This is a genomic window from Streptococcus oralis, from assembly GCF_023110055.1.
GTDB lineage: Bacteria > Bacillota > Bacilli > Lactobacillales > Streptococcaceae > Streptococcus > Streptococcus oralis_BY.
In genome coordinates, this window is record NZ_JALDVG010000001.1 from 716,252 (window position 1) to 736,392 (window position 20,141).

Below are 20,141 nucleotides of genomic sequence, written 5' to 3' on the forward strand. Positions count from 1 at the left end.
AACTAGTATAGCTTATTTCTGAAAAAAAGTAAACCATTTCATACGCTTTCCGTAATTCTCTTTGCCTTATTTTTCTAGATAGAAAGAGGAGATAAAAAACTCAGAAACACTTCCATGTTTCTAAGTTAATCTTCACTATTTTTTGATGAAATACAGGCCCATCTATTCAAATAATTGATAGTAGTCCGAGATCTTCATCTTAGCTTTTTCCTCTTTATTGAGGTCTTGGATGATACGCCCCTCCTTCATGACAATCAGACGATTTCCATACTTCAGTGCATCTTCCATATGGTGGGTAATCATCAAGGCTGTCAGATGATCCTTGCTAACAAAGTCATCTGTTAATTCCATCAAGGCCACACTTGTTTTTGGGTCAAGGGCAGCCGTGTGTTCATCCAACAAGAGCAACTCTGGTCGCTTCAAGGTTGCCATCAAGAGACTCAAGGCCTGACGTTGTCCACCTGATAGAAATTCAATAGGAGTGTCCAGGTGTTTTTCAAGACCATTTCCCACTTTTTCAATGGTAGCCTGAAACTCTTCCCTATGGCTTGAAAGTCTCCTAGGAAGGAGTCCTCTCTTCTCACCACGAAACTTGGCAATCAAGAGATTTTCCGCCACTGTCATACGAGGAGCCGTACCCATCTTAGGATCCTGAAAGACACGAGACAGGTATTTAGCCCGCTTTTCAGGTGAAAAATGCGTCACATCCTCGCCCATGATACGGATACTTCCACTTGTTAAAGGTAAGGTACCTGCAATAGTGTTAAAAAGCGTTGACTTCCCAGCTCCATTTCCCCCTAGGATGGTAATGAAATCATGTTCGAAAATTTCAAGAGAAACATCATTCAGAATGATTTTTTCCTCATCAAAGCCATTTGTGATGACCTTGGTAGCATTTTTTAATTCTACAATTGCTGTCATTTGCTAAACTTGACTCCTTTCAGGTATTTGCTTTTGAAGGTTGGAATCATGAGGCAAACTGCCAAAATCAAGGCGCTGTACAAACGAAGATAACTTGTATTAAACCCAAGAGCAATCACTCCCCAAACGAGGAACTGATAAGCGATAGAGCCTACAACGATGGTCATGAGTCGCTCTGCCAAGGTCAAACTCTTGAACAATACCTCACCAATAATCAAGCTAGCAAGCCCTACAACAATCACCCCGATTCCTCGTGAAACATCTGCGTATCCTTCTTGTTGAGCAATTAAGGCCCCTGCAAGGGCGATAATCCCATTTGAGAGAACCAAGCCCATGAGTTCCATACGTCCTGTATTGATACCAAAGCTACGAGCCATATCAGGATTGTCACCTGTAGCGATGTATGCCTGACCTAGTTTGGTATCTAGGAAAAAGAGCATAAGGCCAATAACAAGAGCAACAAAGATAAATCCAGTCAGGAGTTGGTTAAGGTCTGAATCAAAAGGTAAGACATCCTGGATTTGTTTAGTTCCAAGAAGCCCCAGATTGGCACGTCCCATGATCATGAGCATGATGGAATGGCAGGAAGTCATTACTAAAATTCCTGATAAGAGGGTTGGGATTTTTCCTTTGGTATATAAGAGACCTGTTGCCATTCCAGCTAGACAGCCTGCTCCTACCGCAGCCAATGTCGCTAAAAATGGATTGACTCCCTGCGTTATCAAGGTTACAGCTACTGCTCCCCCAAGAGGAAAAGAACCCTCAGTAGTCATATCTGGGAAATTCAAAATTCGAAAAGTCATAAAGATTCCCAAACCTAAAATCGCCCAGACCATCCCCTGAGAAATAATGGATACTATCATAATCTTTCACTCATCTCTTTCTTTAGTAAAAATGGGAGGAGATGTCCCCAACTCCTCCTTTATCTTTATTCAATCACTTGTCCTGCTTCTTTTAGAACAGACTCAGGAATGGTGATACCAAGTTCTTGTGCTAGTTTTTTGTTGATAACCGACTTACCAGTTGAAAAGACATTAACTGGCGTATCAGCTGGTTTTTCACCTTTCAAAACTTTGGCAATCATCTTACCAGTAGCCACTCCAAGATCGTGTTGGTCAACTACTACAGATGCTAATCCACCTGCTTCTACCATGGCAGTAGCACTTGGGTAGATTGGCTTTTTAGCTGTTTGGTTGCTTGAAACAACTGTTGAGAATGCGGATGCGATGGTGTTGTCAATTGGAACCCAAATCGCATCGACCTTGCTTGTCATAACATTGACTGTTGAAGCAATTTCGTTAGTGGAAGGAACGGCAAAGGTTTCGACTGTCAAACCTGCTTTTTCAGCATAAGCCTTGAATTCTTCTACCTGTGTTTTTGAGTTATCTTCGCTACTTGAGTAAAGAGCTCCGATTGTTTTGACATTTGGTGTCAAAGTTTTAATCAATTCCACTTGCTGTTCTGCTGGGTTATGATCTGACACCCCTGTGATGTTGCCACCTGGTTTTTTCAAATCTTTGACCAAGTTAGCACCGATTGGGTCTGTAATAGCAGCCATGATAACAGGTAGGTCTTTTGTAGCACTAGCAAGTCCTTGAGCAGCTGGTGTTGCAATCCCAACAACAACGTCATTTCCATTTGCTACCAATTGTTTACTCATGGTTGCAACCTTGCTCTGATCACCTTCAGAGTTCATAAAGTCGATTTTTACTTGGTCGTCCTTATAGCCTTCTTCAGCAAGTCCATCTTGAATTCCTTGGTAAATCAAGTCCAAGGATGGGTGACTAACAAACTGAAGAACACCAACCTTAGCGACCTTTTGCTCTTCCTTAGCTGCTGGCTTGTTCATTGATGAATAAATCAAGCTAGCCACTACCAATACTGCTAATCCAGCGATAATTCCAATCAAACGTTTATTTTTCATTTTTCTTTCTCCTTAATTCTTTTATCTTAACTTTTTAAATCACATCATCAAGCGATGCCATCGTTTAAATTCCATCATCATCCTCCTAATAGAAAAAGTCCTCACACAAAAAACTTGTGTGAGGACGTCGATGCGCGGTGCCACCTCAATTATAGGGACTATCCCTATCGCTCTTTCTCGCATTCACGAGTTGCACTGTAAGGTGTGCTCACCGAATTTTTATGATTTCAAATTCTTTATAACATTCAGCCCAATTTTCATCAATTTCATCTATCTGCTTTCACCAACCACAGACTCTCTAAAAAACTTCAATGATTACTTTCTGAATGTTTAAATTATATCATTTTTCAACTACTTGTCAAGCTTATTTTTAGAATTTTTAAAACAATTCAAAAACTTCCCCTTTAAAAAAGAGGAAGTTTGTAGAATATCAGCCTGAATTACGCAAACCAGTTGCAATTCCGTTAATGGTTGTATGAATCAGTTTTTCTTCGTCAGCTGACAATTCACCACGACGTTGACGTTTAATCAACTCCAACTGGATGTAGTTGAGGATATTAAAGTAAGGCATACGATAGTTTAGACTGTCTTTTAGATAAGAGTTTTCTGCTAAGAGTTCGTCATAGCCTTCGATAGCTAAAATAACATCCTTAGTCAATTGCCATTCATCTAAAATAGTGTAGTAGATAGCTTGTACTTCTTCGTCTTCACAGAGCTTGGCATATTCAAAAGCAATGTTCATATTAGACTTAGACAAGACCATGTCTACATTAGAAAGCAAAGATTGGAAGAAAGGCCAGTTTTGGTACATGTCTCGAAGAAACTCGATATTCTTTGGATCTTGATCAATAAACTCTTTAAAGCTTGATCCCACTCCATACCATCCAGGGAACATAACACGGCTTTGTGACCATGAGAAGACCCAAGGAATGGCACGCAAACCACCGATTTCTGTAATGGTCTTACGAGCGGCTGGACGCGAACCGATATTAAAGCTTGAAATAGCCTTGATTGGGCTTGATTCAAAGAAATAGTCATAGAAATGTTCATTTCCAAAGACCAAATCACGGTAGATATCGTAGCTGCGATCCACTACTTGGTCCATAATCGCTTCGTAACGGTTTGATGTGTTGGTATCACTCTTCTTCTTGGTAATCATACGGTTAATGGCTGCAGAAACTAGCATTTCAAGGTTATAATAGGCAGCGTCTTTGTTTCCGTATTTGTTTCCAATCACTTCTCCTTGCTCAGTCAAACGGATACGGTCCTTAATAGACTTGAGTGGTTGAGATGTGATGGCTTCATAAGTTGGTCCACCACCACGACCCACAGTACCACCACGACCATGGAAGAAAGTAACCTTAACGCCAAATTCATCCCCAATAGCAGTTAATTGTTGTTGCGCCTTATAGAGGGTCCAACACGATGACAGGTAACCACCGTCTTTGTTACTATCGGAGTAGCCAAGCATGATTTCTTGATAGTTGTCTTTTGAAGCAATCCATTTTTTAGCCAAAGGAAGTGAGAAATATCTTCTCATGGTTTCTTCTGAGTGATCCAAGTCCTCGATCGTTTCAAAGAGGGGAACAATCTGAACGCGGGCTTTTTGGGCATCCACCAATCCTACCTCCTTGAGCATGATTGCTAGTTCTAGCATATCGGATACACTTGTCGCATGTGAGATAATGGTTTGACGAATAACGTTTTCACCCAGTTTATCCTTCAACTTGCGCGCAGCTTTAAAGATAGACAGTTCCTTCTCAAGAAGTTCTGACTTTTCAGCATGAGTTGCTGAGAGGATACGAGGGTCTTCTTCCAACTCTTTTAATAGGAGGGCGCATTTTTCATCTTCAGACAGATCGCTATAGTGGTCGTTGATGCCAGCAGATGCTAGCAATTCAGCCACACAAGCTTCATGAACACTAGAGTCTTGGCGCATATCAATAGAAGCAAGGTAGAAACCAAAGATTTCGACAGCTTGCATCAACTCGACAAATTCTCCTGAAATCAGGTATTCCCCTTTGTTCTCTAATAGAGAGTCGCGAATGGCCAACAAATCTTGATAAAATTCATCTGCAGTGGCATATCTAGGCTGAAGGTCCTTGTCTTCAATCAAATAAGCCTTGGTTGCCTGCATCTTAGCTTGGATGTCAAAGAGGGCACGACGATAGAGTTCTTTTTCACGGTAAATGGAGTTATCCTGTGACTTCAGCGCCATCTCACGGACCTTGTCGCTGACATTCACAATGCTGGTTGACAGTGAAAATTCACGATAAAGATTATAAATCTTTTCATCATAGTAGTTCATGATGACTTCGCACTGAGTCAAGGCTGATTTGTTGAGGGTTTCAGCAGTTACGAAAGGATTTCCATCACGGTCTCCTCCGATCCACATCCCCATAGTAATCGGTTTTGGATGTTGGAGCTCGATACCTTGTTCTTTAGCTAGTTTCTTATACTCAGCCGTTAAACGTGGAACAGCATTCAGGAAAGAACTTTGGTAGTACTCCATCACGTTGGTGATTTCGTTGGTTACCTTCAATTTCTTCTCGCGAATCATGTCCGTTTGCATGATAATCTCAATATAACGACGGAGATCCGTGTGCCATTTTTCTTTGTTAATCAAGCCTAGTTTGACATCACGGTACTTACGCAAAAGAGTATGGATGTGATTGGTCAAATCCAACATACTCTTACGTTGAACCTGAGTCGGATGGGCAGTCAGAACAGGCACAACATTCAGCTGCTCCAAAATGGTAGCTGCATTTTCTTTTTCAGCCACCATTTTAATGGTTGTAGATAATTTCCCTAGATAGTCTTGGTCAATATTATTTTGGTGATTGATCTCATAAGCCAAATCCACATCCTCAGAGATATTGATCAAGAGTGGAAGGATTGAGAAATAGCGAGAAATGTAAATCATTTCTTCATTCGAAAGACTGGTCACTAGGTCATTTAGCCCTTGATAATTCTCGCTAGTTGATAATTCCTTCAACTGGATAATCTTTTCAAAGGTTTCTGGCGCCAGCATATTTTTTGTGATATCTTCTAATAGCTCCGTCAGAATCAAGACTTCTTCTTGGACGACTGCTTTATTACTATAGTTTTCTAATTTTTGAAGAGACATATACTTTCCTTTCCATACAATCCTTACAGACTTTCATCGGTTTGATTCTCGTATTCTCTGATAAGTTTGGCACGTTTTTCACTGGCATCGATGTTTAAAACAAGAGCTATGGCTACGGATAAGACTAGGAGACTATTTCCACCTTGTGAAAGGAAGGGGAAGGTTACCCCTGTAGAAGGAATCAACCCTGAAATCCCACCGATATTGACAAAGACCTGCACAAGTATCATCCCTCCGACACCGATAGCAACCATAGAATTAAAAGGATCTTTAGCTCGAATTCCGACTAAGATAATTCTCAAAATCAAGAAGAAGACCAGAGCCAAAATCATACTGGCTCCAACGAATCCAAACTCTTCGATGACAATCGAAAAGACAAAATCCGTATGGGCTTCTGGCAGATAACCACGCTTCTCAATAGAATTCCCCAGTCCCAGGCCGAACCAGCCTCCATTTACCATTGCATAGTAGGAATTTGCGAGCTGGTGTCCTGCACCCGCCAAGTCATTAAAGGGATTAAAGAAGGCACTAAAACGTTTCGCAACGTAACCAAATACCGGTATTTGAGAGAACTTTTCAACCCCAACAAAGCGAATGACAGACAAGACTAACATTGAACTCCCTGCCAAGAGTGCTAGAATGGTCGAGAACCAACGATAGGCGATCCCACTAACGGTATACATGATGAGCGCTACTAAGACCAAGATGGTCGCATTTCCCAAATCTGGGAAAATTCCCAAACTTCCAATCAGAACCAGCAGAACAAAACGCCAGTCGTTAAAAGCTCGAGGCAGCCACTGATTCTGTGTCAAAACCTGGAAGTCATAAACCGCAATCTCATCTTGTTGTTTTGAAAATCGATGTGCCAGGTACCAGATGATGATAATCTTAAGGTATTCCGCAGGCTGAATCGTTACAGGTCCTACAGAGATCCATCCGTATGCTCCATTGACAGGTGTTCCGACCAGTCGAGCCAGAGCTAAAAGAACCATCTCCACAATCATTACGATAAAGATGAGACGACCATTTCTTAAGAATCCTAATTTTAATTTATAGATTAAGGCAATCAGAATCAAACTAGCTATCCAGAAGATCCCCTGGTTTCGCACCAATTGAAAGGCACTTTTCCCTTCCTCAATCAAGGTTGCACTCGTTGTCGAATAAACCACAATCAGCCCCAAAATCGATAAAAGGAAGTAAGGAATCAAAATGGAATAGTTTAGTAGGTGCCTTTTACTAATTTTCATATTTCACCACTCTAATAGGAACAGACGCTTCTGTTCCCAATTCCGTTTTATTTTCTAGTTTTGATTGCTATTATACCACTTTTTCAGAAAGAAAAAAACTCTTATCCTTTAATCCTTCGAATTTTACTCATTTTCTAGTTTCAAGCAAAAAATACAAACCTCTCTTGAGATTTGTATTTTAAGTTCTTAGTTAGATGAAGAACTAGTGCTTGAGCTTGAGTCACCACCACCGATGTATTGGGTGAAGATGTTTTGGAAGGCTTGGTCTTTGACCTTGATATTAGCAGCTTGCAATTCTTTACCAATTACTCCTTGAACAAAGGCTGAATCATTTTGTTTTTGAGTCAAGATGATGGTCTTCAATTTTTCTTTATAATCCTCTATATTAGAAGATTTTTCTGTTTTCTTCGTTACTTTGATGATGTAGAACTGATTGCTGTATGCTTGTGTTCCAGTAGCTGTAATCACATCAGAAATACCATTCACATCTAAGGCAAAGGCTGCTTTTTTGACTTGTTCTGGAAGTTCTGTAGAAGCAGAGTCAAAAGTGATTTCGCCACCATTTTCTTTTGTTTTATCGTCGTTAGAGTATTCTTTAGCAAGCTGGGCAAAATCCGCTCCTTCTGCTTTGGCTTTTTCAAGCACTTCTTTTGCCTTGTCTTCATTGTCCATACGGATGATTTGAGCAGTTACATCTGGTGTGTACGCTTCAAAAGCCTTTTGGTAGGCTTCGTCTGTCAATTCGCTCTCAGCAACCTTCTTAACTGCTAATTCAACCAATTTGCTAGTACGGATTTGAGCTTTACGAGTCTCAGGTGTCATACCTGCACGTTGAAGCACGCTGTTGTAGCTATCACCGTATTTCTTTTGTTCTTCAGCAACGGCGTCATCCACATCTTTATCCGTTACCTCTGATCCATATTGTTGTTCGAATACTTTTTGGATGGTCATATTTAGCAAGACTTGTTGTGCGGTTGGATTGTTCTTTACTTCTTCAAAGAATTGATGCTCTGTAATCACATCGCCCTTCATGCTGATCAAATCTTTTCCTTCAGAACTGTTTGAACAAGCTGCAAGTGTTGCTACTGATAAAAGTGTGATGGCTCCTGCCATAAGTTTTTTCTTCATGTTTACTCCTTTTACGGTAAGTGTTACCTTATCTATTTTACTATAATTTCTTAAATTTTTCTGAAAATCATTCACTCTCAGGAAGCTCTACTTCTGCTAGATTCTTTCGTAGCATGAGAATGCCGTCTCCAAGCGGAACTAGAGTTGCTGTTAGACCTGGATTGTCCAAAGTTGCATCGAAAAGTCTTTGCAAACCACGGTAAATGGTTCGTTGACCTCGGCGGACTTCCATGATGTCCTTGGCAACATCTCCTCCTTGAAAAATATCATCCAAGACCACTACTCCACCGACTTCCAAATGTTTAAGGATTTCAGGCAGAAAGACGATATACTTGGACTTGGCCGAATCCATAAAGACAAAGTCATAAGTTTCTGTCAGAGTAGATAAAACATCTACTGCATCTCCCTCTAAAAGAGTGATTTGCTTACGACTGTCAAACTTGGCAAAGTTCTCCTTGGCAAAACCGATCATCTCAGGATTACGGTCAATGGTTGTAATCTTTGCATCTGGCGCATGTTCTGCCATCAAGAGGGCAGAAAAGCCAATAGCTGTCCCAATTTCCAAAATGTTCTTGGGCTGTATGGTCTCCATGAGAAATCGAAAATACGCGACCGTTTCATGGGGAATGATGGGAATATTTTCCTTGCGAGCGAAGGTCTCCAATTCTTTCAAGGAACCTGTCACCTGCTTTTGACGCTGGCGCATGAGTTCTACGATTTCTTCCTTGACGACGGGACGTCGCATATTGTGATTGGCATTTTTACTGTAAGACTCTACCATCTTAAGCTAGTCCCAATTTTTCAACAAGGGCTTCAAACTCATTCAAACGGCGTTCAAAGACTGCAAAGGCATCGTTGAGGTAGTCTTCCTTCTCCATATCGACGCCCGCTTTTCTCATGACATTGAGCGGATAGTCTGACTTACCTGCTTTGAGATAGTCGATATAGCGGTCACGATCTTCTGGACTACCATGGACAATCTTTTCAGCCAAGGCTGAAGCAGCTGCAAAACCTGTTGAATACTGATAAACATAGTAGTTATAGTAGAAGTGTGGAATGCGCGCCCACTCGTATTGGATCTGAGGATTGTCTTCCTTGCTGAGTCCGTAGTACTCTTGGTTCAAGTCAGCGTAGAGTTTATTGAGGAAATCACTTGTCAAGACTTCTCCATTTTGGTCTGCTTGGTGGATAGCATGTTCAAACTCAGCGAATTGAGTTTGACGGAAAACTGTTCCACGGAAACCATCTAGGAAGTTATTGAGAATAGCAAAGCGAGTTGCATCGTCTTCCACTTCTTCCAACAATTTCTCTGTCAAGATATTTTCGTTAGTCGTTGAGGCAATCTCAGCCAAGAAGATAGAATAATCTCCGTAAACATAAGGTTGGGTTTCACGAGTATAGCTAGAGTGCATACTGTGACCTGTTTCATGGACAAGGGTAAAGAGATTATCTAGATTGTCCTGCCAGTTGAGAAGCATAAAGGCATTGGTATCGTAAGAACCACCAGAGTAGGCACCAGAACGCTTGCCTTGGTTTTCATAGACATCAATCCAACGCTCACTGAAGGCACGTTTAACACGGCTCAAGTAGTCGTCACCTAAAACCGCCAAAGCTTCTTCTGCCTTTTTCAAGGCTTCCTCATAAGTAAAGCTGTATTCTACTGAAGATAGCGGTGTGTAGACATCGTACATCTTGAGATCTGAAATCCCCAAGATTTTAGAACGAAGGTTAAGGTAACGATGCAAGAGTGGCAAATGCTTGCGAACTGCTGCTACTAGATTGTCATAGACACTTTCTGGAACAAAGTTTGCTGCGAGGGCTGCATGGCGAGCACTCTTATAGTTGCGAACTTTTGCTCGGTAGTTTTGCACCTTAACATTTGTCTGCAAAGTCTTAGCATAAGTGTGTTGAAATTGCTCGTATATCGCATAAAGGGCTTCATAGGCACCACGACGCACTTCACGGTTTTTAGACTCCATCAAACGGATGTAAGTACCGTGTGAGAGTTGCACTTCATTGCCTTCGTCATCAAGCACGTATGGGAAGCTAATATCCGCATTGTCCAAAATAGCGAAGGTTTCACTAGCAGAACCAAAGATTTCTCCTGCTCCAGCAAGTAATTCTTCCTCACGTTGCGAAAGAACATGGTCTTTCTTTTGCAAGAGCTTGTCAAAAAAGTGCTTGTAAACTTGGAGTTTTGGTTGAGCTTCTAGGAAGGCCGCATACTGCTCTTCGCTAATCTCCATAAACTCAGGTTCATAGAATGAAAAGGCTTGTTCTAACTGACTGTATAGGGTCATTGCCTTAGCATAGTACTCTTGATACTTGGATTCACGCGTGTCCTGGTCATTTTTCATATGTGCATAGACATAAAGCTTTTCAACTTGGCGTTCCAAATCAAGTGAAAATTCTGTGTTCTCAAGCAAACTGTCTGCGCTGTCTAAGAGATGTCCCTCATACTGAGATGCTGTTTGTACTTTTTCAGTTAAATCTTTCAAGGCTTCTTCCCAAGCCTGGTCTGTTGGGTAGATTGTTGAAAGATCCCATGTATCTTTTTCATTTATTTCATGTCGTTGTAATACCATAAGATTCCTCCATCCTTTCTATTTTACCACATTTTTTGAGAAATATAAGTGATAAAAGGCTGGTGGATAGAGCTTTTGGCGATTATTTTTCGGATTTTTTTGATAGTAAGCCTGAAAATTTCTATAATAGCTAGTCAGATCCGTTTCAATCTGCAAAAAATCACCCGATTCTATCGGTCTGACCTGGGGATACCAGTCGTCTAGTTGAAGGTTTAATAGATTGTCTCCTCGATGATAAGCTTCCTCCTGTTTTTTCATCCAGTAAGGCGTTTGGTAGTACAACTGTTGGCGAATGTAGTGACAGATAGTGGAATCTTGCACGACTGCAAAACGAGGCAGTTTTTGTTTTTGATAAGGAAATCGTAGAATTTCCAAGAGATTTCCTTGGCCATAGGGAAATTCCTTGACCTGAAAATGAAGCTTGCCACGTAGATCCTGATGCAGAAGATATTTGAGTCTCAAAATTTTCCTTTTGAGATCCAGTTCCCAAACAAAGAAACCCATATTTTGACTAAAGTAGAGAAATCCCCTTTGCAATTGTGTTAATCGCTCTTTTAACCAGAGTTTTTCTCCCAGTAGCCAGATAACCTGATAGCCCTGGCTGCGGTATCCTTGACTTCTATCGCCTAAAAGCTTTTGAGACAAGGGACTGCACTGAACCTCCAGAGCTAGTTTCTCATTGACGAGAACATCTGCTATCTGCTGAATCTCGGGCAGACTATATTCTAAGGCGACTTGATTGTCCTTCTTGACCCAATGATAAAGGGCCTCTTTATTTCCCAAGTGTTCTGGACTTTCATTCTCGAAAATAGCCATACAATCTCTTAACCTTTCATGGGCAAAGTGCGTTCGAATACTCTGTCCTTGGCGTAATCGTAGTCCGCCTCCACAGGCTGGACAAGTATAAGCTTGCTTGGTCACATCTTTTTCGAGGGCATTCACCAATTTTCCCTTGGCATCTCTGGCTACAAACATGGTCTACCTCCTTTTCTCATTTATTCGAAAAAAAACTAAAAAAGACTGGAATTCCAGCCTTTCATATTACTTTTCTACCTTTTAAACCTCTTAGAGTATTTTTTCAACATGGGAATGAGATTGGGAATCTGCTCACTTCTAATGACCAGCACGCCGTATTCCTGGCAGCGATTGGCATAAGCAGGATTGATTTTCCCCGTACAGACAATTAACTTGAGGCAACTCTCCCCAGCAAAATGATTGGCGTAGACTTCTAGTTCGTTGATGGCTTCGACTGATAAATCTGTCATCTTGCAAGAGATAAAGGTAATCGACCGTCCCTTTCTCAGAATGACATCAATCTCATTTTGGACATTATCCGCCTCTGGAAAGATGCCATTCCAATCAATCTCACCTCCTATCATGCACTCATCAAACAGCTGAGATTCAAGCGCCAAGAGATAGAGATATACCTCTAAAATATGTCCCTTATTGCGGCAAAAGACTTGAGCTTCTTGACTTGGAAAGCTGTATGCTACTCGTTTCTTGTCCTCGCTTTCAATACAAAGCATCCCTGCTTCCACAAGTAAAGGGATGAGGGATTCTGGATAGTGATAATACCTGCCATTGTTTTCCAGTATCTTTTCTGTCTCAGCATGCAGGTCATTGGTCTTAGCTAGAGAGAAAAATTGGGTCACTTGATACCAGTGGGCAGGATTGGCAATGGCAGAGCTGGCTAGCTTTTTGATGGCTGCAATTTGCTGAGCTGAGTGGATAGGGCGTTTTGATTTGAGCATTTTTCCACCACGCAAGGCTATCAACTGTTGGATGCTTAGGGTTGGAATGTCCATGTCTTCTTTTTCTAACTGACCGGCTACCCACTTGTATTGTTTTCTCTGCTCGACATCCATGGCAACGATGGGGAGCTGCCGATCCAAGCCGTATTGATAGAGAGATAAGACTAGTAGCGAATCCCCACCAAAAACATCGAGAAGGACTTGGTCATAGCCTGCTAGACAATAATCTAACTGGTCTGCTAGTTGTTCTAAGGATAACTGACGAAAGGTCACTCGTTGAATATGAGGTACCTCTTCCATGATAAACTGACGGAGAGAGAGCTTCTCTTCATTGCTTATTTTCGTCAAAGATAGAAAAAGAATCTCGTCACAATCACTGATAAAGGCTTGGTAGACATTCTTTTCCAATACATGCCGATCATACAGCTCCACCAAAAGACTCGTCATTCGACCACCTCCATCATAAAGACTTTCTTGCGCTGAGAGTATCAGCAATACAACTCTAATGCTCAGATTTCCTACTTCTAGTATAGCATAAAATCCTGCTCTCCCCAATCAACCAACGCAAACAAAAACGAATAGAGACCTTGCAAAGTGGTTTCTATTCACTGGGTTAAGTTTGATTTACTTGATTTTTTTAGCTAGCATAGTCGCAAAGCGTAGTTGAATGCGATTACCATTTTCATCACGACGGTGCAGATGTCCTGGGTTTTCATTATATTTGACCAATTCCCAATCCTTGTAGTAGTCCGCCAGTTCCCCTTCTTTAAAGGTGAATGGGAAATTAACCGAGCAAGGATAATCCTCTGTATCCATGGCACAGACGATAAGATTGTAACCACCGACCGTGGTGTGCTCCTGCATATTTTGGATAATAGCTGGAATGCGGTTCGCTTGTAGGAACATCAGAACAACTGTTGAAACGATAAAATCATAGTCTTGGCTAACACTGGCAGAATTGATATCATAAAGTCCGACAGGCATGTCTAGATCCTCTTGCTCTACGATGCTTTGCAAGATTTCAAGGGACAATTCATTTTGATCAACAGCTGTCACATCAAAACCATTCTGTGCAAGAAAGAGAGAGTTACGGCCTTGACCACAACCCAAATCCAAGGCTCTTCCTGGTTTCACCGTCTGCATAGCCTCTAGGACCTCTGAATGGACTGGATTGGTCTGGTATTTCTTAGGAAAATAATCCTCAGGTTTACAATAAAATTCCAAGTACCACTCTACATCGTCTGTTGCAGCCTCTACTCGGTGCCAGGCTTGCGGTTGCGCCATGGGATTGTCTGCTCCCGCCTCAAAGAGATGCTCAGCTAGAACCTCACCATCTTCTGTCAACTCAATAAACTTGAGTGCCCCCTTTAAGACAGTAATTTTTCCCCAAGTGCCTACCTTGGTATTGTGCTTTTGCTGGACAGCTTCTGGCATGGTCTGTTTATTCCACAAGGGCATCCGTTTATAGGCAATTAATTTTTCCATTTTACTTCCTCTTCTTAACGCTGGTTAACAGCTTTCATCACACGCGCGATGTCGCGGTTTTGTTCACGACGCTTGATCGACTCCCGTTTGTCATAGTCATGCTTCCCTTTAGCAAGTCCTAAAAGGAGTTTGGCGTAGCCATCTTTGATATAGACTTTAAGGGGAACAAGGGTCATTCCTGTCCCTTTGGTCTCTTGTTCCAATTTTTGAATTTGCTTCTTATGGAGCAGGAGTTTACGACGGCGTTCTGGTTCCTGGTTCCAGATATTGCCCTCTTCGTAAGGGGCAATATGAACATTGCTCAGCCAGACTTCCCCATTTTTTACTTGGGCAAAGCCGTCCTTGAGATTGATTCGAGCAGCTCGAACGCTCTTAATTTCAGTTCCAGTCAGGACCATCCCTGCCTCTAGCGTATCTACGATTGTATAGTCGTGGTGCGCCTTTTTATTTTGTGCGACGACCTTTCCCTCGCCCTTTGCCATGCTTGGCTCCTTTCTTAGCTACTTCTTTGTAAAAAGGTTTCTTGCCTTTTTTCTTTTTATCTTTTTGTGAATGCTTGTGCTTATCATTTGAGCGCCCTGATTTTCTCTTGTCTTCCTTCTTATCCGAACGACGACTTGAACCACGACCCCTGTCTTTGCGTCCAGCTTGTTTCAAGCCTTTTTCGATGACATCAAACTCACTTGGGATATAAGAGAAGTCAATCTCACCTGTCATCTTATCCGCTCTTTCAACCCGAATGCGAATCTGCTGTCCTACACGGAAAGTTATTCCTGATTTCTCTCCACGGAGAGTCAAATCTCGCTCATTGAAATGATAAAATTCAGGTAGATTGGTGATGTGAATCAAGCCCTCAACCGTGTTTGGCAATTCAACAAAGAGACCGAATTTAACGATGCTAGACACAACCGCATCGTACTCTTCACCAACGTATTCTTCCATGTACTCAGCCTTTTTCATGGCTTCGACTTCACGCTCCGCCTCGATGGCACGACGTTCACGGTTGGAAGACTGGGTTGCAATCTCTGGAATCACTTGTTCAAAATGCTCTGCTATTTCCTTAGAACGGCCGTAATCCCGAATCATTCGATGGACAAGGAGGTCTGGATAACGGCGAATAGGGCTGGTAAAGTGAGTGTAATAATCAGCAGCAAGACCATAGTGACCGTGATTGTGCTCAGAATAGCGAGCCTGCTGCATGGAACGAAGAAGCATCATGGACAATACATCCGCATAGGGTTCTCCCTCAACAGCACGCATGATGTCTTGAAGCGCCTCCTGGCTAATCTCACTGGCAGTCCCATAAATCCGCAAACCAAAGCTTGAAGCATAATCAATAAACTTCTGAACTTTTTCAGCCTTGGGCTCCTCGTGGATTCGATAAATGAAAGGTAGATCCAGCTTGCTAAAGTGCTCGGCAACCGTTTCATTAGCAATCAACATGAAGGACTCAATCATCCGCTCAGCAATGCCACGTTGGCGAAGAACGATATCCACAGGCTTACCTTTTTTATCCACCAAGATCTTAGCTTCACTGGTATCAAAGTTAAGGGCACCACGCTTCTCACGCATGCTTTCTAGCCTTTCATGAAGCTTGGCCATGAGCTCGATACTTGGAACAATTTTCTTAAACTCTCGTCTCTTTTCCTCATCGCCAGCTAGGATATCATTAACAGCGCTATAGGTCATACGGAAGCTCGTCTTGATAACTGTTTGGGTAATGGTGTAATTAACCACACGACCATGTTTATCAATTTCCATAATAGCAGACTGGGTCAAGCGATCGACTTGAGGATTGAGAGAGCAGATGCCATTTGACAAACGCTCTGGAAGCATTGGAACCACTCGGTCTGTCACATAGACAGAAGTCGCGCGGTTAAGGGCTTCCTTGTCAAGGGCAGAACCCTCGGTCACATAGTAGGAAACATCTGCGATGTGAACTCCGAGTTCGATATTGCCATTCTTTAAAGGCTTGATGTGTACTGCGTCGTCCAAGTCCTTGGCATCCGCACCGTCAATGGTAAAGGTGATTTCATCTCTCAGGTCCAGACGACCTTCCATATCCTTTTGAGACGGAGCTTCTGGCACACTTTCTGCTTCCTTGAGAACAGCTTCTGGAAATTCTGAAACAATATCCATGGATTCCAAGACTTCAAGAACGTCAATCCCAGCATCAGTCGAGTGCCCCACCACGTCTAGCACACTAGCGACAAAGAAATCATGTTTCTTACTTGGGTATTTGTCAATAAAGACCTTGAGAACTTCAGTACCTTCCAACTTGATAGCCGGTTTCTTCACATAAATCGGTTGGCTAATTTTCTGATTCTTTGAACGAATGTAGCCCGCATACTTGGGCTTTTCCTGATCCAGAACGATTTGCCCGACAACGGTTGTCAGGCTGTGTTCTAAGATATCAATAATTTTGGCTTCTGCAGCTGTTCCCTTGTTACGATCAGCGACTTTCTTGATGACCACCTCTACGGTATCACCATCAATGGCATAGTTGACATCGTTTTTTCCTACAAAAAGGTCGTCCTCTTCCCCTTCTAGAGTAACAAAGCCAAAGCCGTTTTTATGGGCATGAAAAATCCCTTTGAGAGTAATTTCATGTTTCCTCTTTTGGTCCAGACATAAGCTACCATCATCTTCAAAACGAATCTGGTGCTTTCTTTCCATCAGAGACAGAGTTTTAATCAACTCACGGAAATCCTTTGACCCATCCTTTCCGAGAGCCTGAGCTAGGTCATTTACCGTCACTCGCCCCTTCTCTTGCAAATAATCTTTAATTTTATCTTTCATGTTTTCTTTCTAGATTTTTATAATTTCTTTTTGATTGATAACTTTATAAGTGTCATTGAAAATAAAAATAGGCTAAGACCTAGTCTCGCCCATTTCTTATCTACTTGATAATACCGTCAATGCTAAGGCAATGGCTAGCCAGAAAAAGACTAAAATACCTGTCAAACGTTGCATCACAGCTTCAAAACCACGAGCTTTACTACGTTCAAACAAATCGCCTGCGCTGGCATCAAATACATTGCTGGATTGGTTCTTAGTTGGTTGCATGAAAATCGCAATCACAATCACAACAGATAATACTAATAAAATGGTTAATAATAGGTTATACATATCAAACTCCTTAAAATCCCTATTATTTTACCATAAATTCTACTTAGATTCAAGATGTAAAGTTACTTTTCTTTCCTTTGGACAATATTTTAACACCTCAATCTTGTCTGGATGAGTTTTGGAGTTCTTACTGGTTAGATAATTCATGCTACCACAAGAGGAGCACTTGAGATTGATTTTTACTCGCACTAGATTTCCTTTACTTTTAATAATGATCTAAATTGCACTATGTTACATAAACAACTGAAAGCTACACAGGCTGCTGTCGCATAAAAGACAGCATGATAGCCCAAATATCCTGCAACTGCAGATCCCGCCATAGGTCCAATCACTCCACCGAGGTAAAAAAAGACTTGGTTGAAGGCGAAAATCCTTGAAATACCTGATTTTGGAGTCATTTTGCTGAGAAGGGCATTGACTCCCGGTATGAGAGCTCCCGTTCCCAAACCAAAGAGAAAACGATACAAGCCAAGTTGAAGGGGGCTGGTTGCATGGGCACAAAGAAGGTAAATGATGACGGAATAAATCTGCGCTGCAACTAACAATCTATGATTCCCTACCTTATCGCCAAGTTTTCCTAGAATTCCAGCACTCATCATACTAGAAAATCCCATGCTGGATACGATCAATCCTGATACAAAGAGGAGATTCTCAGTCTGCCCTAAGTCCCGCACATAGAGAGCTAGAATGGGGCCAATTGATTGAGCTGAAAATTGAATGACGAAGCTCGTCAAAAAAAGGTTTACTAAGAGCCTAGGATACTTGAAAGAAGAAAATACTTCTTTCGTTGGGATAGCCTTCTCCTTAGCAACTGGCTGAAAATCTTCCTTGATAAAGAAAATGGTTAGGATTGCAGCTAAAAATAAGAAAGCACCTACCAATAAAAAGACATTACGAATGCCAAAAATTTCAGCAATAAAGCCTCCAACAAAGGGACCCGTCAATGTTCCTGCAACTACACCTGTAGATAGAGTTCCCAGAGCCGCTCCCGACTTATCTTTAGGTACCTGACTAGCAATCAAGGCCGTTGCATTGGGGACAAAACCAGTAAATACACCATTGAGCAAGCGCAAAAAGAGTAGCCAATAGATATTTGGCACAAAGGCCAAACCTCCCATCGTAATGGTCATGGCAAGACCTGCTCGAATCATCATAGGCTTTCGACCGTACTTGTCAGCAAGAATACCCCAAATGGGAGAAACTAGAGCTGCTGAAACAGCCGAAACTGAGATGGCTAATCCAGCATAGAAAGCAACTTGGTCCCCTTCAATTCCCAACTGCTCTACAAAGATAGGCATGAAAGGAACGACCAAGGAAATACTGGCACCCGTTAGAAAACTACCGAACCATGCGACACGAAGATTCTCTTTCCAACTAATCTCTTGCACAGCTATCGCCTCCTTCAAGTAACTTCACTACTTGACTCACAAGCTGATCACGACTGCCATTATTGTCTAATATATGGCTCGCTAATTTTTTCTTTTCTTCTAAAGACCACTGAGTTGCCAGACGGGACTCTGCTACTTCCTTAGAAAGATGATCCCGTTTCATGAAACGTTCCACCTGAACATCACGGTTCACATAGACCAGCCATGTTTCATCAAACCAGGTGGCATAGTCCTGTTCAAAAAGCAGGGGAATATCCATGAAAAAAATCGTTTCTGTCTGAGTCAACTGGTCTCTCAGTGCAGCCAATTCCTCACGAATAATCTTTCCTTGGGTTTGCTTAGACCATTCCCGCTCCTCAGGATTTGAGAAGATGAGACTAGCCAGGAGAGGGCGATTGAGTTCTCCATTTTCTAAGATAATTTCTTGCCCAAAGTGCTGAACTAAGAGCTGATAAAGACGATCACCAGGTTTTTGTAGATCATGGACTACTGCGTCAGCATCCACCACTTGAAAGCCTTTCTCTCTTAGGAAATTTGTCACAGTTGACTTACCTGAAGCAATACCTCCTGTGACTCCGATGATTTTTCCCATCAGTCCCTCCTTTGACACTGAGGACAAAAATGAGTTCCCCTTCCGCCAAGCTGGAATTTCTCAATGATGGCGCCACAGCGCGAACATGCTTGTCCAGTCTTATCATAGACCTGATGGAAGTCCTGCATGGTTCCGTCTTCCCCAAAGGCATTGGTATAGGTTCTAATGGTGGAACCGCCCTTTTCGACTGCCTGTCCCAAAACAGCAATGGTCTGGTCATGAATAGCTGACGCTTCTTCTGCCGTCAAAGTCTGGGAAAGTCTAGCTGGATGAATCTGAGCTCGCCAGAGAACCTCATCCACATAGATATTGCCAAGGCCAGCTACCAAGGTCTGGTCTAGGAGATGGGATTTGATAGGCTTTTTAGACTTGGCTAGGGCAGATTGAAAGACCTGCAAATCAAAGTCCTGCTCTCTTGGCTCAGGACCTAGTTTCTTAGAAATAAAGTAGGCATCCAAAAGGTCGGGTGCCAATAGTTCCATAGTACCAAACTTGCGTACGTCCTCATATACAAGAGTGCCACCATCTTCGAACTCAATGAAAACATGGGCATGCTTGCGTTCTGGAACTTGGTCTGGATAGTAAAAATACTTTCCCTCCATCCGCAGATGAGAAATCAATACCTTGTCTGTCAGGTAAAAAAGCAAATATTTTCCACGACGCCCCATGGACTCAATTACTTGACCAGGCACTTCCTTTCGAAACTCGTCCAAATCCGTCTTGATCATCTTGGGATAGCGAATTTCTACACTCGAAATCCTCTTACCCAGAATCAATTTTTCCAAGCCACGACGAACCGTTTCAACCTCTGGTAATTCAGGCATAAATCCTCCTTCTGTAAAAACAAGAAGCAGGCATGAGCCC

At 42.1% G+C, this 20,141-nt stretch carries 18 protein-coding genes and 1 other annotated feature; all 18 genes read right to left on the bottom strand.

What is annotated here, in order from left to right:
* Positions 1-162 precede the first annotated feature (162 nt).
* The 18 genes from M1G01_RS03430 to mutM all read right to left on the bottom strand — a co-directional run bounded on the left by M1G01_RS03430 (position 163) and on the right by mutM (position 20,101).
* Positions 163-921, bottom strand: coding sequence for an ABC transporter ATP-binding protein (locus tag M1G01_RS03430; protein ID WP_000125419.1), 759 nt, complete (start codon positions 919-921; stop codon positions 163-165).
* Positions 918-1,784 carry an ABC transporter permease gene (locus tag M1G01_RS03435; RefSeq protein WP_000637252.1) on the bottom strand — a complete coding sequence of 289 codons (867 nt, stop codon included), beginning with the start codon at positions 1,782-1,784 and terminating at the stop codon, positions 918-920. The genes M1G01_RS03430 and M1G01_RS03435 overlap by 4 nt, the downstream gene beginning before the upstream one ends.
* 65 nt (positions 1,785-1,849) lie before the next feature.
* Positions 1,850-2,845, bottom strand: coding sequence for a tryptophan ABC transporter substrate-binding protein (gene trpX, locus M1G01_RS03440; RefSeq protein ID WP_247931164.1), 996 nt, complete (start codon positions 2,843-2,845; stop codon positions 1,850-1,852).
* Between the two features lie 117 nt (positions 2,846-2,962).
* Positions 2,963-3,179 (bottom strand) — a binding site (T-box leader).
* Between the two features lie 96 nt (positions 3,180-3,275).
* Positions 3,276-5,972 (bottom strand): phosphoenolpyruvate carboxylase, encoded by a 2,697-nt coding sequence (gene ppc, locus M1G01_RS03445; RefSeq protein ID WP_247931165.1) that lies wholly within the window; start codon positions 5,970-5,972, stop codon positions 3,276-3,278.
* Positions 5,973-5,995: 23 nt separating this feature from the next.
* Positions 5,996-7,219, bottom strand: coding sequence for a cell division peptidoglycan polymerase FtsW (gene ftsW / locus M1G01_RS03450; protein ID WP_247931166.1), 1,224 nt, complete (start codon positions 7,217-7,219; stop codon positions 5,996-5,998).
* A gap of 186 nt (positions 7,220-7,405) precedes the next feature.
* Complete coding sequence (gene prsA / locus M1G01_RS03455; protein WP_247931167.1) at positions 7,406-8,347, bottom strand: peptidylprolyl isomerase PrsA; 942 nt, start codon at positions 8,345-8,347, stop codon at positions 7,406-7,408.
* Positions 8,348-8,414: 67 nt separating this feature from the next.
* A complete protein-coding gene (locus M1G01_RS03460; protein ID WP_083312825.1) occupies positions 8,415-9,128 on the bottom strand; it encodes an O-methyltransferase in 714 nt (237 codons plus the stop codon).
* A 1-nt stretch (position 9,129) separates the two neighbouring features.
* The gene (gene pepF, locus M1G01_RS03465) at positions 9,130-10,932 is read right to left on the bottom strand and encodes an oligoendopeptidase F (RefSeq protein ID WP_247931168.1); all 1,803 of its coding nucleotides are present in this window, start codon (positions 10,930-10,932) and stop codon (positions 9,130-9,132) included.
* Between the two features lie 18 nt (positions 10,933-10,950).
* Entirely contained in the window at positions 10,951-11,907 is a 957-nt protein-coding gene (locus M1G01_RS03470) for a competence protein CoiA (protein ID WP_247931169.1), read from the bottom strand.
* A 74-nt stretch (positions 11,908-11,981) separates the two neighbouring features.
* Positions 11,982-13,130, bottom strand: a complete 1,149-nt coding sequence (locus M1G01_RS03475) for a PDDEXK family nuclease (protein ID WP_247931170.1) — start codon at positions 13,128-13,130, stop codon at positions 11,982-11,984.
* 177 nt (positions 13,131-13,307) lie between these two features.
* On the bottom strand, positions 13,308-14,168 hold the full coding sequence (gene tehB, locus M1G01_RS03480) for an SAM-dependent methyltransferase TehB (protein ID WP_084880637.1): 861 nt from the start codon (positions 14,166-14,168) through the stop codon (positions 13,308-13,310).
* Positions 14,169-14,182: 14 nt separating this feature from the next.
* The gene (gene smpB / locus M1G01_RS03485; RefSeq protein WP_001051742.1) at positions 14,183-14,650 is read right to left on the bottom strand and encodes an SsrA-binding protein SmpB; all 468 of its coding nucleotides are present in this window, start codon (positions 14,648-14,650) and stop codon (positions 14,183-14,185) included.
* On the bottom strand, positions 14,613-16,967 hold the full coding sequence (rnr, locus tag M1G01_RS03490; protein ID WP_247931171.1) for a ribonuclease R: 2,355 nt from the start codon (positions 16,965-16,967) through the stop codon (positions 14,613-14,615). The genes smpB and rnr overlap by 38 nt, the downstream gene beginning before the upstream one ends.
* Positions 16,968-17,063: 96 nt before the next feature.
* On the bottom strand, positions 17,064-17,297 hold the full coding sequence (gene secG / locus M1G01_RS03495; RefSeq protein WP_000282514.1) for a preprotein translocase subunit SecG: 234 nt from the start codon (positions 17,295-17,297) through the stop codon (positions 17,064-17,066).
* Between the two features lie 39 nt (positions 17,298-17,336).
* The gene (gene rpmG / locus M1G01_RS03500) at positions 17,337-17,486 is read right to left on the bottom strand and encodes a 50S ribosomal protein L33 (protein ID WP_007519517.1); all 150 of its coding nucleotides are present in this window, start codon (positions 17,484-17,486) and stop codon (positions 17,337-17,339) included.
* The gene (gene pmrA, locus M1G01_RS03505; protein WP_071850879.1) at positions 17,486-18,685 is read right to left on the bottom strand and encodes a multidrug efflux MFS transporter PmrA; all 1,200 of its coding nucleotides are present in this window, start codon (positions 18,683-18,685) and stop codon (positions 17,486-17,488) included. The genes rpmG and pmrA overlap by 1 nt, the downstream gene beginning before the upstream one ends.
* Positions 18,672-19,277 carry a dephospho-CoA kinase gene (gene coaE / locus M1G01_RS03510; protein ID WP_049485261.1) on the bottom strand — a complete coding sequence of 202 codons (606 nt, stop codon included), beginning with the start codon at positions 19,275-19,277 and terminating at the stop codon, positions 18,672-18,674. The genes pmrA and coaE overlap by 14 nt, the downstream gene beginning before the upstream one ends.
* Positions 19,277-20,101, bottom strand: coding sequence for a DNA-formamidopyrimidine glycosylase (gene mutM / locus M1G01_RS03515; protein WP_247931172.1), 825 nt, complete (start codon positions 20,099-20,101; stop codon positions 19,277-19,279). The genes coaE and mutM overlap by 1 nt, the downstream gene beginning before the upstream one ends.
* Between the last annotated feature and the right edge of the window lie 40 nt (positions 20,102-20,141).

What these genes read in the sequence shown, in the direction of transcription:
- M1G01_RS03430 (WP_000125419.1), bottom strand. Translation starts at nt 921, where the DNA reads ATGACAGCAATTGTAGAATTAAAAAATGCTACCAAGGTCATCACAAAT.
- M1G01_RS03435 (WP_000637252.1), bottom strand. Translation starts at nt 1,784, where the DNA reads ATGATAGTATCCATTATTTCTCAGGGGATGGTCTGGGCGATTTTAGGT.
- trpX (WP_247931164.1), bottom strand. Translation starts at nt 2,845, where the DNA reads ATGAAAAATAAACGTTTGATTGGAATTATCGCTGGATTAGCAGTATTG.
- ppc (WP_247931165.1), bottom strand. Translation starts at nt 5,972, where the DNA reads ATGTCTCTTCAAAAATTAGAAAACTATAGTAATAAAGCAGTCGTCCAA.
- ftsW (WP_247931166.1), bottom strand. Translation starts at nt 7,219, where the DNA reads ATGAAAATTAGTAAAAGGCACCTACTAAACTATTCCATTTTGATTCCT.
- prsA (WP_247931167.1), bottom strand. Translation starts at nt 8,347, where the DNA reads ATGAAGAAAAAACTTATGGCAGGAGCCATCACACTTTTATCAGTAGCA.
- M1G01_RS03460 (WP_083312825.1), bottom strand. Translation starts at nt 9,128, where the DNA reads ATGGTAGAGTCTTACAGTAAAAATGCCAATCACAATATGCGACGTCCC.
- pepF (WP_247931168.1), bottom strand. Translation starts at nt 10,932, where the DNA reads ATGGTATTACAACGACATGAAATAAATGAAAAAGATACATGGGATCTT.
- M1G01_RS03470 (WP_247931169.1), bottom strand. Translation starts at nt 11,907, where the DNA reads ATGTTTGTAGCCAGAGATGCCAAGGGAAAATTGGTGAATGCCCTCGAA.
- M1G01_RS03475 (WP_247931170.1), bottom strand. Translation starts at nt 13,130, where the DNA reads ATGACGAGTCTTTTGGTGGAGCTGTATGATCGGCATGTATTGGAAAAG.
- tehB (WP_084880637.1), bottom strand. Translation starts at nt 14,168, where the DNA reads ATGGAAAAATTAATTGCCTATAAACGGATGCCCTTGTGGAATAAACAG.
- smpB (WP_001051742.1), bottom strand. Translation starts at nt 14,650, where the DNA reads ATGGCAAAGGGCGAGGGAAAGGTCGTCGCACAAAATAAAAAGGCGCAC.
- rnr (WP_247931171.1), bottom strand. Translation starts at nt 16,967, where the DNA reads ATGAAAGATAAAATTAAAGATTATTTGCAAGAGAAGGGGCGAGTGACG.
- secG (WP_000282514.1), bottom strand. Translation starts at nt 17,297, where the DNA reads ATGTATAACCTATTATTAACCATTTTATTAGTATTATCTGTTGTGATT.
- coaE (WP_049485261.1), bottom strand. Translation starts at nt 19,277, where the DNA reads ATGGGAAAAATCATCGGAGTCACAGGAGGTATTGCTTCAGGTAAGTCA.
- mutM (WP_247931172.1), bottom strand. Translation starts at nt 20,101, where the DNA reads ATGCCTGAATTACCAGAGGTTGAAACGGTTCGTCGTGGCTTGGAAAAA.